This window comes from Nitrospira sp. (genome assembly GCA_016715825.1).
Lineage (GTDB): Bacteria > Nitrospirota > Nitrospiria > Nitrospirales > Nitrospiraceae > Nitrospira_D.
Map to the genome: position 1 here is coordinate 88,047 of JADJXO010000005.1, position 16,338 is coordinate 104,384.

Genomic DNA, 16,338 nt, shown 5'->3' on the forward strand with positions numbered 1-16,338 from the left:
TCCGATTCCTCATACGACAGGTCCTCAAGTCTGAGCACTTTTCTGCTGGCTAGAACAACTTCCTGCACCGTTTGTCGATATGTAAACATGACCAAAGTTTAAGAAGAAGGGGGTTGGCTTCTCCGAATCGTATCAAGCACTTGTATATTGTGAAACAGGTAGGATGCCTTCTTAACTAGTGTTTTGCCTAGGACTGAATGAGAACGAAAAGCAATATGGTGCATTTATCAATATAACAACTGCATGACTAATAACTAAGGAGTAAATTATGAATCCGATTCGATTGTGCAGCTTACTATTAGGAATATTAATGTTATCTGGCTGCATCACGGAAGCCACGATTGAATTGACCAAGGCTCCATTCGATGCAACCACGGCCCTGACCGGTGGCACATCAAAAGCCACAAGCGAATTCCTCGAACCGACGCAAAAGTTCCTATCGAGCACTACGCCAGGAGCCATCGCCATTGATCGCTTTACTCGTGCCAGAGAGAAGACTGAGCTCTTTGTGGGTTTTACGTATGAACACTTGCGGGCAGAGAGCGCTCAGGGGACGGGAGAACACCTTGCTTCCCTCGCCGTCTTGGCAGGAATACCGTCAGATCGTCGTCCACTCTTTCAAGAACAGATGCGGCATACCTATTCGTCCCTTTTCGATGACTCCATCTCGTTACGCGACACGAGGATTCGCATCGTGGATGCGGCGTGGGCAGAAGGATTCGGCAGACTGGAGTCCGATACGATTCGGCACCAGGAGACTGGTATCTCCGATATGGATCTGAAGCTGAGCCCACCTCGGAACCGAGCGACTCTTATTTCTCAGCAATAAAGAAGGTTTCAGGGTTTGAGGTCAGTAGTGCCAATGCAGGGGCGAGGCATGAAATGGAAGGTCATGTCTGATGACCACGCACGTCACGTGTGTGAATTCTGAATATTTTCGTTACCAGATATCATTCGCCATAAGCCTCCTTTTCCGATGTTCAACCAAAAGAGGCAAATCCTAATATCCACCCTCCTTATCCCTGGAGAAATATGACGTATGAATGATAGGACGATGACTGCGAGTGGGATTCCGGGCTTTCATGACATGCATTTGGGGTCCCATGCCTGCCTTTTTTATGGGGCACCCAAAGAATTCCTCCGAGTCACGGCAGCGTTTTTAACAGCAGGCCTTGCGGGACACGAGTTATGTGTGTGGGTGCTTCCACCACCGGTCACTATTCCGCTTGCCTTCAGCGCACTCTTGCGTCACGGCTTAAACGGTCCCATGCTGCAAGCGTCGCAGCAGTTGCAGATTATATCCGCCCAAGAATGGTACTCGAGTGGCAGCTTCGATGTGCAGGAGTCTTTACATCGGCTCGAAGCCTTACCGGTCTTCGCCCGCAAGTGTGGATATGCTAGGGTTCGGGCAGCGGGAGGGCCCGGAAAGTTCGTATCTGAGCCAAGTCGGCAAGCCTTTTTGCGGTATGAACGTCACGTGACGCCCCTCCTCAAAGCACTTCCCTTGGTAGGATTATGCTGCTATGCCTCTTCGGAGTGTGTCGCAACCGATATGTTCGATATTATGAGCGCTCATCCTCAGACGTTGATCCGCACGCAGGCTGGGTGGGGCAGCCTCTAGCGCGGTATTATCCAACTCTGTCCGTGGACTCAACAAGACTATAACGGTCGTGGCACGCCCTCACTCCCTCCCTATCAAAATTATCTGAGGTGGTCTCCGACTCCTTCTGATGCCGAAATATCCGGCTAAGGAATTAGAAGGGGGGAATCCAGCGTATCCCAGTGCAATTTAGTTAGTCTCTCTCAATATCCCTCGTGTGCTCGTGTACTCTCAGGGTTCTCGCATCGTCCTAGCACCAAGTATGCCGATACTTATACTCACTGATACCGCTGAGCCTGCATTCACAGTGTAGTCAGTATTCCTCAAGTCCCGACAAGACTCGTGTGTAAGACCTCTAACACACCACTTTAGGCCAATTCGCTCTATTGGGCCGGGCGATTGGCCTCTGCTGGAACACCCAGTAGGCATTCGGTGAGACTGGCGTATCAAATCAGTCTGCTGTGTGCTTACCGCGAAGGTGAAAGCCCATCCAAGTAAACATATCCTGAGGGAATCATGCCCGAATGTAGACACGTGAATCCGCACACCCTGGAGCCCTGCCTCGTCTATTGCATCCCGAGCTTCGTCGCCTTGATACGCAACCGAAACAACTGTTTTAGAATGGTGGCCGTCAATCCAACTCGACTGGATGGTGCTCGGATGGACTGGTCCCTTGGTGTGAGCTATTTACTAACCGCCATGTCTCTGACACAGAGGCAAAATGAGGCGCCAGTCAGCGATTGACGGAATAAAAGGAAAGGAAAGGATAGTGAATGGATAATATCGTTCAGGTGAACAAGGATCTGTTTCTTAACATTTCGGAGGCAGTCAAAATTGAGGCGCACGGCAACAGTTTCCGCATCTCCATTCGAGGCAATAACGGTGCGCTCACTGAGTATTACTGCCATGCCGATGCACCCGGATACAGCAAACTAAAGGAACTGCTCGCGAAAGCCAAATGAGCTGCTCCACTGATGACCTCGCGAATAGCAAGGTCTTGACTGATTAAATGAAGATGGTACACATTCGCCCCATCGTGTTCCTGTAGTCTCATTTGAGGTTGTGTTCGATCTTGTCTTCCAACACCTCCTTTCCTTTTCGACTTCTCGTCTTCCTGACCGCGTCTGTGATTCCCATCCAGGGATGTACGTCGCTCCTTCCTTCGTCGCAAACCGGAACCGCCACCGAATACAGTCAGCACTGTCGGCCCGCCATCACCAAGGCGGCTCCCAATCAGGCTCCTGCTCATGTCACACCCACCGTGCCTGTGGAGCCCTCCACGCGCGTCTCGCAACAGCTGAGTCCGGTGGCACAACGAATTGCCGGCACCATCGGTGCCCTTGCATTGCTGAATGCCCTCATGAGCTCGCCACCCCCGTCCACTTTGGAGTGGGTCATGCTTCGGCTTCAATTGATGGAGCGGACACAACTGGCCACCCTGGAAGTGGACTCTGCCATCGCGGAGATCGTCTGCGAACGCGATCGAGCCGATCAGTTAGCAGACCGCATTGACGAAGTAGATGGAGCGCGTGTGAAACAGCTCACGATTGCCTCCATTGTGGTCGGAGGCGTGGCCGGCATTGTCACCGGTGGCATCGGCCTGGCTGCTGCTGCGACCGTGGGCGCCGATGCCATGACCTTGGGAGGCGGCGTCCTCGCCTCGTGGCTGGGGGTTTCCGCGCTCTTTGTTCAGTCCGAAGTCGATTTCCGGCACGACCGGAACCTCCTTGGAGAATTGTGGGAAGATCCAGCCGAGCCACAGATCTATTCTCCGATTTTGTGGCGCTATCTCCATCAGCCCCCGACGACTCAGGACGAGTCACCGCGAACCGAAGTCCTCAATGAGTGGCGTCAAAAGGGACGTTTAGGAGAACGGGATTCTCCAGATGAGGAGCGACGGCGGCGCCTGTTTTTCAGAACCGGTGGTCGCTATTCTTCGCCGGACCTCCGTGCACGCGCCTCCATGCTGGAGACACTCGAAGCCTCATTGCGCCTCATTCACGAAGATCTTGAGGCGCTCATTCGAGAGGTGATGGCAGAGGTCGGATGGGAGTCTGAAGTGCTTCGCATCGGACGAGACCATGGTCCAAGAGAGATGAGATAATAACTAGAAAGAAGAGGATATTGGCTGCGCGAAGGAAAGATTGGTTTCTCTTTTCGGAAAGTTTGCAGACACGATGCTCATCGACATTGTCATCATTGTCCTTTTGATTTCCCTCAATGGCGTCTTGGCGATGACGGAACTGGCCGTCGTGTCGTCACGCAAGAACCGGCTGGAGACGAAAGCCGAGGCGGGCATCCGGTCAGCCAGAATTGCGCTGGATTTGAAGGACGACCCCAGTAAATTCCTTTCCACGGTGCAGATTGGCATCACACTCATCGGGATTCTCTCTGGAGCGTTCAGCGGCGTGACGTTGGCCGGACCGTTGGGTGCCTATTTCATAGAGACGTTTCCTATTCTAGGACAATATGCCGACGATCTCGCGATGGGTCTGGTGGTGACGCTCGTCACCTATCTGTCCCTGGTGATTGGCGAGCTGGTGCCGAAGCAAATCGCTCTCCGCTATGCTGATAATATCGCCGTGGCGATCGCACGACCGATTACCTGGCTTTCGAGATTGACGAATCCGCTTGTGGTGCTGCTCGACGCCTCCAATCGATGTATTCTGGCACTCCTAGGTATCAAGCGTGAAGAAGCATCCACAGTTAGCGAGGAAGACGTGAAGGCGGTAATCGCTGAAGGAACAGCGGCAGGCGTCTTAGAGCCGGAAGAAAAGCAAATGCTTGATCGAGTAATGCGCCTTGACGATCTCCCTCTGATCGCCGCCATGACGCATCGTAAGGACACCGTCTGGATTGACATCAATGAAGGACCGGAATCCATCCTGCATAAAATAGAGGAGACACACCATTCACGTTATCCCCTGTGCCAGACATCGTTTGAACAGATCATGGGCATCGTCGTGGTGAAGGATGTGCTGCTACAACTTGGCAGGGGAAAGCAGTTGGATTTACGTGCCATCGCGCATACGCCGATGTACATGCCGAAAGGCAAAAGCGTGCTGGAGGCGCTGGAGGAATTCAAGCGTTCCACCTCTAACATGGCGTTGATTGTGGATGAATATGGTGGACTTGAGGGCATCGTGACGCTGAAGGATATCATGGAAGTTATTGTCGGCGTGCTGCCGGAACCGGCGCACCGCGAAGACTATACGGCCACACTGCGCGAGGACGGGAGCTGGCTGGTGGATGGTGGCCTGTCCATTCACGAGGCCGAAGAAATGATCGGCATGCACGACATGATGGACCAAGAAGACAGTTTCACCACCGTCGCGGGTTTCATGTTCTTCCAGCTTGGTCAGGTTCCTAAGGCGGGGGATCATCTTGAGTGGCGACAGTGGCGATTTGAAGTGATGGATATGGATGGAACAAGAATCGACAAACTTCTTGTGTCGAAGGTGACGACGGAATAGGGCGCGACTACCCCACCTCATTCCTGAACACGATCGATACACCTATCATCTAATAAAACACCTAATGTTCGAAGTCTGAGGCTGATTGCATACCAATCATCCGGGTCCTGCTGAGTGGCCACCGGCCCCAGAGACCCGCGCCGTCGGCTCAATCAGCGCTCGGCGTGAGACACTTGACGAAGATTGGTGTCGTCGATCTACTGCACTTCTTCCACCCCCTCCATGAACCGAGGGAATTCTTTAAATTGGGTCCATTGGTTGTAGGCCGTACGAACTGCCACATTTGAGATTAATCGATTTCTCGATTACAGATATGAGGAGCATCTTCTTTCCTGATGGTGAGGTCACCGTTCAAGGTGCCTTACTTATATGTTGAATGCCTTCGTCTATAGGAGAGGCCTATTTACCCCCAGCTCCGCCGGTTCCATCAGATGAACCCATGCTCCCGGTTGATCCCTTGCTCCCTGACCCAGAGCCTGTGCCGGAGTCGCTGCCCCCAGCTGCTCCAACGCCAGGGTTTGTCTTACTTGCATTGGATCCGGTAGTTTCCGGGGCTGTTTTTGGTTTGCCACTCGGCTTTACACCCTCCATTAATCCATCTGAGTTTTTTGATGTGTCCCCCTTCATGCCATCCCCCTTCATCGATTGCGACTGGCTGTCACTTTTGGATTGCTCGGCCATAACCGGTCCGCCGGTGAATAAGATAATTCCACTAGCTAGACTCATATAGATGCATGCTTGACGGCTCGTCATCTCATTCTCTCCTTCGTGTTGGGTTGATCCGACAATGGTTTGTTGAGCGTACTGCTTTTACTCTAAACAAAGTTGTGAGGATTCTGTACTGGGAAAAGACCTGGAAGAGATCTGTCATAAGGGATAGCTATTCTTTCGATCTACTCGGTCCTCACGTCGAACTGAAGAAGTTCGATCGAGCCTTCCATAAGAAACGTTCCACCCTTTTCTTCCTGATACCCGTGCGGCTAGGGACCATACCAGCATCAGCGGATAGGCGAACGCGATAGCTTGAACCATCTTAGTCTGAATTTTTAGATGCATAATATGGCGGCCAACTGCCAGATGATCATTGCAGCGGGGCAGGGGGCGCTCGCAGGCCAGGCGATCAATCGGGATCTGTTCGAAGACCGCCTGAGGAGGCATGCCTTGCCGCGCTCAGGTCAACAACAAAAAATCGTATCTGCATAGGCGGTTCGTAACAAGGAGAAAACATGAAACGGGATAAGAAGAGTAAGGACACAGAGAAAGTCAGCCAGCTCACTCAGTTTGAGGAGAGCGCCGTTGAACAGCTCCTCACGACCAACCAGGGACTGGCTGTCAACGATGACCAGAATTCTCTCAAAGCTGGTCCACGCGGGCCCTCGCTGCTGGAAGATTTTCACCTACGCGAGAAAATCACGCATTTTGACCATGAGCGGATCCCGGAACGCGTGGTGCATGCGCGCGGTTCGGCAGCCCATGGGTTTTTCCAGGTCTATGAGTCCATGGCTTCAGTGACGAGGGCCGCCTTTCTTCAAGATCCGTCGGCTCGCACGCCCGTCTTCGTGCGGTTTTCCACGGTGGTGGGATCACGGGGCTCGAGCGACTTGGCGCGGGATGTTCGGGGATTCGCGGTGAAATTCTATACCCAGGAGGGAAACTTTGATCTCGTCGGGAATAACATTCCCGTATTCTTCATACAGGACGGGATGAAATTTCCAGACCTGGTGCATGCGGTCAAGCCGGAACCGCACCATGAAATGCCTCAGGCAGCCTCTGCCCACGACACTTTCTGGGATTTTATCTCACTGATGCCCGAGTCAATGCACATGATTATGTGGGTGATGTCCGATAGGGCGATCCCACGGAGCTTGCGCATGATGGAGGGCTTTGGGGTGCATACGTTCCGGTTTGTGAACGTCAAGGGCACCTCCCGCTTCGTTAAATTTCACTGGAAGCCGCTCTTGGGCGTACATTCCGTCGCCTGGGACGAAGCGCAAAAGATTTCCGGAATCGATCCTGATTTTCATCGCCGGGATTTGTGGGAAGCGATCGAACACGGGGACTTTCCCGAATGGGAACTCGGCGTACAGATTGTTGAGGAAAAAGATGAGCATCGCTTCGACTTCGATCTCCTGGATGCGACCAAAATCATTCCAGAAGAACTCGTGCCGGTGAAACGTATCGGAAAGTTGACCCTGAACAAGAACCCCGACAACTTCTTTGCCGAGACGGAACAGGTAGCCTTCCATCCCGGTCATGTCGTGCCTGGAATTGATTTCTCCAATGATCCCCTGCTCCAGGGTCGGCTCTTCTCGTATCTTGATACGCAGCTCATTCGACTGGGCGGGCCAAATTTTCATGAAATTCCGATTAACCGGCCAGTATCGCCCGTTCACAATAATCAACGCGATGGGCATATGCGGCAAACCATCAATCAGGGGCGGGTCAGTTATCACCCCAATTCTTTGGGGGGTGGCTGCCCCATGCAAGCTAAGGCTGATATGAGCGGATTTGTGAGCTACGCGGAACGAATGGAAGGATCCAAAGTGCGGGCGCGAAGCGAGAAGTTTTTCGATCACTTCAGCCAGGCGGCCTTGTTCTATAACAGCCAGTCTCATCCGGAGAAAGCACACATCGTCCAGGCGTTGCGATTCGAACTTGGGAAAGTCCAGACGCCAACGATTCGTGAACGCATGCTGTTTTTGCTCGCGCAGATAGACACAACGCTCGCCGGCCTGGTAGCCCAGGGCCTCGGCATACCCGTGCCCACGAAAGTCGAGGGCCCCGTCAACCAAAGCGTGCCTGCAGACGGCCAGTCGAAACAATTCCAGCCAAAACCGCCGACGCGTACCGTCACCCGGTCACCGGCCTTGAGCATGGCGAATACGGTGAAGGAAAGCATTGCGACGCGGAAGATTGCCATTCTGGCTGCGGATGGCGTGGACGATACCGCGATCGCCGGGATGAAAAGGGCACTGATGGCCGCGGGTGCACAAGTCAAAGTGGTCTCCCCGAGACTTGGGACCGTGACGGGCGCGAAGGGGACGCAGACCGCCATCGATTTTAGTTTCCTGACGGCGGGCTCGGTTCTGTTTGATGCCGTCTATGTACCTGGCGGCGAACAAAGTGTCGAAATCTTAAAAGGGGATGCGAAGGCGGTCATGTTCGTCAAAGAAGCCTACCTCCACTGCAAACCCATCGCCGTGACCGACGCGGGGCTCGACCTCTTGATGGAGGCGCAGTCTGGTGCGGATAAAACATCGAAAAGTCACGCCGAAGGCGTAGCTCACGATGACACCAAGCTGCTCGCAGGGGATGAAGGCATCGTCACCGGGATGGCAGCACAAATGAAGCAGGTCGCAGCAAAATTTATCAAAGCCCTCTCCCAACACCGTCATTGGGACCGGGAAAGCAAAGGACAAATGCCCGCCTGAACAGGTCGTCAGGCAGTTAAAGGACCATAACACCATATAAGGAGCACATCATGAAAAAAGATCAATTGCAGGAACTGCTGTACCAGGCCTTAGAAACAGAAGCCGGAGGGGTGCAAGTCTACGAGACTGCCGTCCGCTGCGCCATCAACGAAGACCTCAAGGAAGAATGGGAGAAGTATCTGGAGCAGACACGGACCCATGAGCGCATGATGCGATCGCTCCTAGAAACGATGGGGCTGGATCCGGCGAAAGAGACCCCGGGAAGACAGGTCGTGCGCCACAAGGGTGAAGCGTTGGTCGAGGCGATGAAAATGGCGCTCAAGGGAGATAGTCCGGAGGCGGCACAACTCGTCGCCGCGGAATGTGTCGTCACGGCTGAAACCAAAGACCACCAGAACTGGGAGTTGCTAGGGGAGGCGGCGAAAAAGCTTCCTGCCACCGAAGCGAAGGCTCTCAAGGAGGCTTGCGGACAGATTGAAGACCAGGAAGACGAGCATTTGTACCATTCGATGGGTTGGAGCAGGGAGTTGTGGATGGAGTCGCTGGGTCTGCCTGCCGTGCTTCCGCCGCCGGAGGAAGAACAGGATGTGAAAACCGCTGAGGAAGCTGCTCAGGCCAAAGGGTCGAGGGCACAGATGGTGAAGTCGTAGGCCAACCAGCGTCATTCGAAGGAGAGTCCAATACAATCGCCCTGGATGCGCGCGACACTACCGCGACGTGATCCGGAGATGTCATCGCTTCCTTAGAAGTCTCTTTGTATTCATAAGAGGTAGCCATCACGCTAGATCGACACACGCTGCAGAAGTATTGTCTAAAAAAGCTGTAGACCTCGAGACCAGTGAGCCTTTGCCCGCTGGGCGCAAGCGACTTATCAGGTCAGTGAACGCCGGCGTCGAGCTGCTCCCAATGCTGCGGGGCCTCCTTGCAATATCGGAATCGCCGCGATCCTCAAGAGGCATGGACGGATGCGCCTCCCGACCTACCCTCCCCCCAATGTATTTACCTAGTATTGAACGACCTTGCGGTCCGCTACGATAAATATTGAAACAGCGGTCGAAAGAGCCCACAGATCAGTCAACCTAGAAAGGAGCAATTATGCGACTCATGACCAAAATGATAGGTACGCCATTACTGGCAGTTGTGTTTTGCGCAGGTTTTTCCACCATCGCACACTCAGTAGACCGGGAGGTCTATGACAAACCGATTGTGCAAACGGGCAATACCATCAAAGGGAAGATTATGAGTGTGAATCCGGACGCGAAGGTTGCCCAGACGTGGCATGTGGGAGTGAAGGACAGCGACACTGGACATGTAGTAGTTCTTCATGTCGATAAGACCACCACAAGAAAGGACATTATGCTAAGCCCTGATGTGGGAGCCAATGTGGTCGCTAAGTATAATGAGCAAAAGCATGCCATTTCATTTCTGACGGATCAGAGCATGAGCCACTGACATCCTTTGTGATATCCAAGGTAGCACTTTAGATGAATGACGGTTCAGGAATGCCGGGCTGTCACGAAGGAAGTGGATAGAGAGGTTGTTAAACAGGCGATCAGAGTGCCCGCGCTCAATGTCCATGTTACCCAGACTGCTGTGTAACACAAGTATTGAGGCTGAATATGCGATGAATTTCAGAATTCCGAACTGACCTTATGCAACAGAATGTTAGAAGGTGGTTTGTGATTGCTTTAATCTTAGCTTCACCATTCCCCCGAGTAAGGTCGAGAATTGTCCCCCTGACATCGATAACCTTATCGATAGGGCAGGCACTATGGATTGGTCAGAAAACTAATGGCCGTAGTGTGATCACTCGTTCATTCAGAACACATGATTCAATAACTGGGAACCGGACACGCCGTCCCCATCCATCGACTCATTCCAAACATCTCGCGAGACATCCTATCTCTTTTCCCAGTATTGGATTCTCTCCTGCATTGCTAGACTACCTCGAGCAACATCGAAGACATCACGTGTGAATAAACCAATAATGTAGAGAGGCTAAGTATGACCATCCGTCAAGCGTGCATCTACATATTCATTACCGGTGGAATTTTCCTTCTAGGCGACGGAGTACAGGCACAGGTCGGCGGTGGAAGTTCTGCAGGTGGTTCCGGAACGATGGGACAAGGAGACATCACGAAACCGGGCGCAGGAGGAGATGCAATGCGTGGAGGAGGGGCTACGAACCCGAATCGACATCATGACAGAGCCCCGTCAGGACCGATGGATCAGGGACGTCCCGAGAGTACGAGACCGGGGCAAGGTGGAGATACAAATCTCGGGGGTAGAACACCGGATTCAATCGGAGGCAATCCGAACATTCAAGGTGGCGGATCAGGATCCGGAAGCATGAGAACTCCCGGTGAGATGGGCTCATCCAGCGGCATGGGCTCAGGAGGAGGAATGGGAGGCTCAGGAGGAGGAATGGGAGGCTCAGGAGGAGGAGCGGGAGGTGGTGGAAAATAACCGGCTAAACGATTGTGATTTGGTGTTGGTATGTCAGAAGCCACCTCCAAAAGTAAGTGATCATCTGAACTAACTTTTTAATAGGGGGTCGATTGCTATGTCTGTTATAGAAAAATCCATTGACCTGAACGTGTCGGTCCGGACAGCTTACAATCAATGGACCCAGTTTGAAGAATTTCCTCGGTTCATGGAAGGAGTCGAACTAGTACGTCAGCTTGATGACAAACATCTTCATTGGAAAGCCAGCATCGGCGGAAAGCAGCAGGAGTGGGATGCAGAGATCACAGAACAGGTTCCCGACCAACGGATCGCATGGCGGAGCCAACACGGGGCGAGGAACGAAGGGATCGTCATATTTTCACCTGTGACTGAAGGAAAGTCGAAGATCAACCTGCGCATCGACTATGACCCTCAGGGTGTGGTCGAAAAAACAGGTGATGCCGTAGGCGTAGTATCTCAACGGGTAGAAGGGGATTTGAGGCGATTCAAGGAATTCATCGAGTCCCGCGGACAGGAAACCGGATCCTGGCGAGGAAATGTCAGCTGAAGCAATAGGGCAGGGCCCGATGGTTGTACTTTATATAGATCGCTGAAGGAGGGAAGGAGGGATTGCTTAAAACCCACAAGGCTGGAGCGATCCTTCTTTTGCTCTATATTTGAGGCAGAATCATCCTCATACGATTTCGGTTCAGTTCATTCTCATTTTCCTAGCAAATCCGCTTCAGCTGCCTGACGTTCCTGGAGGTATTGCTGACCATGGCGCCGGTACTCCGAATCAAGACCTCAGCTGGGAAAGAAGTCATCGATCTGACCGATTCCCTGGCAGAAGAGATCCGTAAATCGAATATGCATGAAGGGCTGTGCGTTTTGTTCGTCACGCACACGACGGCCCCGTTGACGACTGGCGAGATCGGGGAAGGGACGGAGCAGGATTTCCTGCAAGTGGTGGAGAAAATAATCCCGCGGATTCGGTTTCAACACGCGCATAATCCTGCTCATGCCTGGTCGCACATGGCTTCGTCGATCCTCGGCCCATCATTGACATTGCCAGTGTTGGACGGCAAGTTGGTCCGTGGGACATGGCAATCGGTGATGCTCATCGAACTCGATGGCCCCCGCGATCGCACGGTGCATGTCACATTGATCAGCAATAGGGATGAGTAATAATGCCAAGCATGCACGCTTAGTGAAGTGCGATAAGGCCATTTGAGATGGCGTATTTGGTGAGATCAGCGGTCGTCCGCAGGCCTAGCTGTTTCATGATTCTTGTTTTATGAAATTCGATAGTCTTGCCGGAGACCTTCATGACAGCCGCTACTTCCTTTGTCGCTTTGCCCTCGGCGACGAGCTGGAGCACTTCCCGTTGGCGTGGAGTCAGTTCCTGGGCAAATCCCCCGGTCTCATTCCCGTTGTCTGTCGAGGTTGGTCGGAGAGCTTGGTCCACTAGGGCTTGCGCGACAATCGGGGAGACATAGGTATTGTTTTTGAGCACCTCTTTAATCGCAACCACCAGCTCCGAACCGACAGATTGCTTGAGAACATATCCGGACACTCCAATGCGAAATGCTTCAGTGACAAAAACGGATTCCGAGTGCATTGTGAGAATGACAATCTTGATTGCGGGATTCATTTTACGAATTTGCCGACAAGCATCGAGCCCATTGAGTAACGGGAGAGAAATGTCCACGACCGCGACATCGGGAGAGCGCTCTTGAATTGACGTGAGCAGAGCGCGGCCATCGGGAACGATCCCGATCAGACTGAATTCCCCTTCAAGTAACTTCTGAATTCCTTGGGCCACCAAGATATGATCATCGGCCAGTAAGACGGTGGGCTTCCCGTTCATTGAGCAACCTCCATTGACCATATATGTTCGGAAAGTTTACTGGCATTCTGTACAGCAATACAAGTAGGCCTGCAGGGCAGGAGTATACGGTAGGGCACCGGAGACTTTCACAGGGTAATAGTTTCTCTAGTTGTGTTTATTGAGGAAGTGACCTTGGAAGTACCAGCTGAAGAATGTGACCTTGCTGCCATGCGTCGGCTCCAGGTGCAATTGGAGGTGCGACAATATTAGCTCGATCCTGACGCTTGTCCTCACTCTGTATCTTCAAGCGTTGATCGCGCGACTCCACCAGACCGGCTTGCGCCTGTCCGTCTGCGGTAAATCCCATCATCAAAAGCGGATGCCCGACGGGCAATGCCTGTTTTGTATCGGTATGCCAGGTGTGCCATGTTTTGCCATACGTTCCAATGATCTTCTCCATGAGCGCATGTTCAGCCTTCTGCGGAATCCCGGGCGCAACCAGTTGCCCGCTCTTTACCTCATGCACATGGCTGTGCCAGAGGGCCTGCTCGTCCGGGGAAAGCGTCTCAAATAAGCCTTTACTGATAATGTATTCCACGCCTATGATTTTGGCGTCTTTGGTATTCCCATCGAAAATGACGCATTGATTCATGTCCTCATTGATGACGGAGCAGAAATGATGCGCTTCGACTTGGGCCTCCATCCGACCGTTATAGAAGTGGAATCCATCCAAATAGATATTCAAAGCGTCAATAGGTGCCTTACCCTGAAGAAAGGCTGCGCCAGCCTCTAATACTGTGGTCGTCGTAGTAACAGTTTCACCCGGAGGATTGATCGGTGAAGGCTAAGACTTCCCGCGCACGCCGTGACAACAATGTGCAGAACCAAGGAAAGGTAGCATTTCCAGATGCGTAACATTGATGCCATAGCAATGTTCCTTCCAAGTAAGAGCGAGGATTACCCTGCGAATGATTGTCGGTCCGCTCATAAGTTTACTACTCTAAACAGCAGGACAAGCTAGTGATTACCCTTATGAAGGACAAATCATTAGGCAACCAGCGAATGCAGGCTACATTTTACGTGGCGGCGATCGTTACGTTGGCCTCTTGTATAGATAAGTTTGCAAACCCTCTTGGCTGCCGGCGCGTTGTCCTCCTCTGATGGCTGTCCGTACAGATCCGACGCGGGTAAAATGATGCTCGAGAAAGGCGGTATGAAGCCGCGGAAGTCACAGGAGGATACGGCCGTCGCCGGAATGCTTTGGGGACGCGTGAATATCAACCGGGTGTGAGCCGCTCGACTCCGTCTGTGGAACCTACAAGCTTCCCTTCCGGAGAAAAGCCGAAACAGATTCGCAACGGCTTTTCATAAGCGTTTCTGATTAAAACAATCAACATACTCGCCATCAGACCATAGCCTGTGAGTCATCAAGAATGTAGGAGCAATTCATAGAGCACCAGCGAGCGACCCATCACTTCATATGAATTACCTGCTTTGAACGTCCTCTTGTCGTGATTGTCAGGAGCATTCGTGTCCAGTAGCAACGACCACTCTTGCCCTCCCTCGCATTGCGGAAGAGTGAAACTCACTCCTTCGTGATGGGCATTGAAAATAATGAACAGGGTGGCTTCCTTGCCTCGCTGACGGATGCCGGACGATTGTGCTCGCCCATCGAGGAGCATGCCGAAGCAGCGTAACGACGCATCCTGCCAGTGGTGCTCCTCCAAAGGTATCCCTGTCGCATTGATCCAGGTGACGTCCCGCACGCCTAATTCTTCGACGTATTGGCCATTTAAGAATAAGTTACGGCGCAATATGGGATACTTATGTCGTAGCGAGGTGAGGGTTTGAACAAACCGTATTAACGATGTTTCGCCTTCACCAAAATTCCAGTTATACCAACTAATATCGGTATCCTGACAGTAGGCATTATTATTCCCTCGTTGCGTCCGTCCAAATTCATCGCCGCCCAAGATCATCGGCGTTCCTTGGGACAGAAGGAGCGTGGCTAGCATATTACGTCGCTGGCGTTGTCTTAACGATAGGATGATGGGATCATCGGATGGTCCTTCCGCGCCGCAATTCCACGAACGATTGTCTGTGCTCCCATCTGCATTATTTTCACCATTGGCTTCATTATGCTTTTCATTGTAAGAGACCACATCATTGAGCGTGAACCCGTCATGTGCCGTAATAAAGTTCACACAGGCCCACGGTCTTCGTCCTTGATGGTTAAAGAGCGAGGCTGAAGCGCTGAGTCGATCGGCGAACAGGGAGACTGGCAATTCTCCCCGCCAAAAATCGCGCACCTGATCTCGAAATTTATCGTTCCACTCTGCCCACCCGGGAGGAAAGCCCCCGACTTGGTATCCGCCGGGTCCACAATCCCAGGGTTCGGCGATCAGCTTGACGGTTCCGAGGAGGGGGTCCTGACTACAGGCCTTGAGAAAGCCGCTCTGGTTATCGAAACCGTTGGGTTCGCGGGCCAGAATGGTCCCGAGATCAAATCGAAACCCGTCGACGTGGGTTTGTTCAACCCAGTACCGGAGGCTATCCATGACCATTTGCAACACGCGCGGATGGCTGAGATTGACCGTGTTCCCTGTTCCCGTGTCGTTAATGTAGTAACGGGATTGCTCAGGCAGAAGGCGATAATAACTAGCATTGTCGATTCCTTTGAATGATAACGTCGGACCTCGTTCATTGCCCTCTGCGGTGTGGTTGTAGACCACATCCAAGATGACTTCCAATCCCGCATCATGGATTTGCGCCACCATTTCCTTGAACTCACGGAGGCTATCTGGGCGAGATGCCGCATATCGAGGATCGGGGGCGAAAAAGCCGATGGTATTATATCCCCAGTAGTTCGTGAGGCTCCGCTCCAGGAGATGGCTGTCATTGATGAAGGTGTGGATAGGCAATAGTTCGACGGCGGTGATTCCAAGCGATTTCAAGTAGTGTAAGACCTCGTTCGTCGCTACGCCGGCATAGGTGCCTTGCAGGTGTGATGGAACGGATGGATGGAGTTTTGTGAGTCCACGAACGTGCGTTTCATAAATAATGGTGTCATCCCACGGGAGATGTTTTCGTCCCCTGGGTCCTGACCAGTCAAAATTGGGATCAACCACCGTGCATTTGGGCATGAACGGCGCGCTGTCTCGGTCGTCAAATGTCAAATCATCCTGAGATTCCACTCGATAGCCGAACAGCGCAGGATTCCATCGTAGCTCGCCCATGTGCGCACCGGCGTAGGGATCCAACACCAACTTATTCGGGTTAAATCGATGGCCGGCTTCGGGCTCGTATGGACCATGCACGCGAAAGCCATAGGGAGCACCGGGATGGATATTAGGCAAGTATCCGTGCCAGATTTGATCGGTATGCTCAGGCAACGGCACCCGGTCGATTTCTTTCTCCCCCTTTGCATCGAAGATGCACACCTCCACCTTGGTGGCATGCGCGGAAAATAGGCTGAAATTGGTCCCCTTTCCATCCCATGTCGCACCGCGCGGAGTGGGACGGCCTTCTTGCACTCGTATCATTGGATAGTGCTCCTTCATG

14 protein-coding genes are annotated in these 16,338 nt (G+C 52.6%); 11 read left to right on the top strand and 3 right to left on the bottom strand.

Annotated features, from left to right (window positions below; genetic code table 11):
- Positions 1-268: 268 nt before the first annotated feature.
- From IPM58_12740 to IPM58_12790, 11 genes are all read left to right on the top strand, one after another.
- On the top strand, positions 269-829 hold the full coding sequence (locus tag IPM58_12740; protein ID MBK9307918.1) for a DUF3015 family protein: 561 nt from the start codon (positions 269-271) through the stop codon (positions 827-829).
- A gap of 210 nt (positions 830-1,039) precedes the next feature.
- Positions 1,040-1,621 (top strand): MEDS domain-containing protein, encoded by a 582-nt coding sequence (locus IPM58_12745; protein MBK9307919.1) that lies wholly within the window; start codon positions 1,040-1,042, stop codon positions 1,619-1,621.
- A gap of 752 nt (positions 1,622-2,373) precedes the next feature.
- Entirely contained in the window at positions 2,374-2,562 is a 189-nt protein-coding gene (locus IPM58_12750) for a hypothetical protein (protein MBK9307920.1), read from the top strand.
- A 110-nt stretch (positions 2,563-2,672) separates the two neighbouring features.
- A complete protein-coding gene (locus IPM58_12755; protein MBK9307921.1) occupies positions 2,673-3,704 on the top strand; it encodes a hypothetical protein in 1,032 nt (343 codons plus the stop codon).
- Between the two features lie 130 nt (positions 3,705-3,834).
- Complete coding sequence (locus IPM58_12760; GenBank protein ID MBK9307922.1) at positions 3,835-5,073, top strand: HlyC/CorC family transporter; 1,239 nt, start codon at positions 3,835-3,837, stop codon at positions 5,071-5,073.
- Between the two features lie 1,226 nt (positions 5,074-6,299).
- A complete protein-coding gene (locus IPM58_12765; GenBank protein MBK9307923.1) occupies positions 6,300-8,504 on the top strand; it encodes a catalase in 2,205 nt (734 codons plus the stop codon).
- Between the two features lie 50 nt (positions 8,505-8,554).
- The gene (locus tag IPM58_12770) at positions 8,555-9,154 is read left to right on the top strand and encodes a hypothetical protein (GenBank protein ID MBK9307924.1); all 600 of its coding nucleotides are present in this window, start codon (positions 8,555-8,557) and stop codon (positions 9,152-9,154) included.
- Between the two features lie 454 nt (positions 9,155-9,608).
- Positions 9,609-9,956, top strand: a complete 348-nt coding sequence (locus IPM58_12775) for a hypothetical protein (GenBank protein ID MBK9307925.1) — start codon at positions 9,609-9,611, stop codon at positions 9,954-9,956.
- Positions 9,957-10,508: 552 nt separating this feature from the next.
- Positions 10,509-10,970, top strand: a complete 462-nt coding sequence (locus tag IPM58_12780; GenBank protein MBK9307926.1) for a hypothetical protein — start codon at positions 10,509-10,511, stop codon at positions 10,968-10,970.
- Between the two features lie 97 nt (positions 10,971-11,067).
- A complete protein-coding gene (locus tag IPM58_12785; protein MBK9307927.1) occupies positions 11,068-11,517 on the top strand; it encodes an SRPBCC family protein in 450 nt (149 codons plus the stop codon).
- 209 nt (positions 11,518-11,726) lie between these two features.
- The gene (locus tag IPM58_12790; protein ID MBK9307928.1) at positions 11,727-12,134 is read left to right on the top strand and encodes a YjbQ family protein; all 408 of its coding nucleotides are present in this window, start codon (positions 11,727-11,729) and stop codon (positions 12,132-12,134) included.
- A gap of 19 nt (positions 12,135-12,153) precedes the next feature.
- Here the strand turns inward: IPM58_12790 and IPM58_12795 are convergent, their stop codons facing one another.
- From IPM58_12795 to glgX, 3 genes are all read right to left on the bottom strand, one after another.
- Positions 12,154-12,816, bottom strand: coding sequence for a response regulator transcription factor (locus IPM58_12795; protein MBK9307929.1), 663 nt, complete (start codon positions 12,814-12,816; stop codon positions 12,154-12,156).
- A 136-nt stretch (positions 12,817-12,952) separates the two neighbouring features.
- Positions 12,953-13,612: an OBAP family protein gene (locus IPM58_12800; GenBank protein ID MBK9307930.1), complete on the bottom strand. Its 660-nt coding sequence runs from the start codon at positions 13,610-13,612 to the stop codon at positions 12,953-12,955.
- A gap of 592 nt (positions 13,613-14,204) precedes the next feature.
- On the bottom strand, positions 14,205-16,319 hold the full coding sequence (gene glgX / locus IPM58_12805) for a glycogen debranching protein GlgX (GenBank protein ID MBK9307931.1): 2,115 nt from the start codon (positions 16,317-16,319) through the stop codon (positions 14,205-14,207).
- Between the last annotated feature and the right edge of the window lie 19 nt (positions 16,320-16,338).

What these genes read in the sequence shown, in the direction of transcription:
- IPM58_12765 (MBK9307923.1), top strand. Translation starts at nt 6,300, where the DNA reads ATGAAACGGGATAAGAAGAGTAAGGACACAGAGAAAGTCAGCCAGCTC.
- IPM58_12745 (MBK9307919.1), top strand. Translation starts at nt 1,040, where the DNA reads ATGAATGATAGGACGATGACTGCGAGTGGGATTCCGGGCTTTCATGAC.
- IPM58_12790 (MBK9307928.1), top strand. Translation starts at nt 11,727, where the DNA reads ATGGCGCCGGTACTCCGAATCAAGACCTCAGCTGGGAAAGAAGTCATC.
- IPM58_12780 (MBK9307926.1), top strand. Translation starts at nt 10,509, where the DNA reads ATGACCATCCGTCAAGCGTGCATCTACATATTCATTACCGGTGGAATT.
- IPM58_12785 (MBK9307927.1), top strand. Translation starts at nt 11,068, where the DNA reads ATGTCTGTTATAGAAAAATCCATTGACCTGAACGTGTCGGTCCGGACA.
- IPM58_12795 (MBK9307929.1), bottom strand. Translation starts at nt 12,816, where the DNA reads ATGAACGGGAAGCCCACCGTCTTACTGGCCGATGATCATATCTTGGTG.
- IPM58_12760 (MBK9307922.1), top strand. Translation starts at nt 3,835, where the DNA reads ATGACGGAACTGGCCGTCGTGTCGTCACGCAAGAACCGGCTGGAGACG.
- IPM58_12740 (MBK9307918.1), top strand. Translation starts at nt 269, where the DNA reads ATGAATCCGATTCGATTGTGCAGCTTACTATTAGGAATATTAATGTTA.
- glgX (MBK9307931.1), bottom strand. Translation starts at nt 16,319, where the DNA reads ATGATACGAGTGCAAGAAGGCCGTCCCACTCCGCGCGGTGCGACATGG.
- IPM58_12775 (MBK9307925.1), top strand. Translation starts at nt 9,609, where the DNA reads ATGACCAAAATGATAGGTACGCCATTACTGGCAGTTGTGTTTTGCGCA.
- IPM58_12770 (MBK9307924.1), top strand. Translation starts at nt 8,555, where the DNA reads ATGAAAAAAGATCAATTGCAGGAACTGCTGTACCAGGCCTTAGAAACA.
- IPM58_12750 (MBK9307920.1), top strand. Translation starts at nt 2,374, where the DNA reads ATGGATAATATCGTTCAGGTGAACAAGGATCTGTTTCTTAACATTTCG.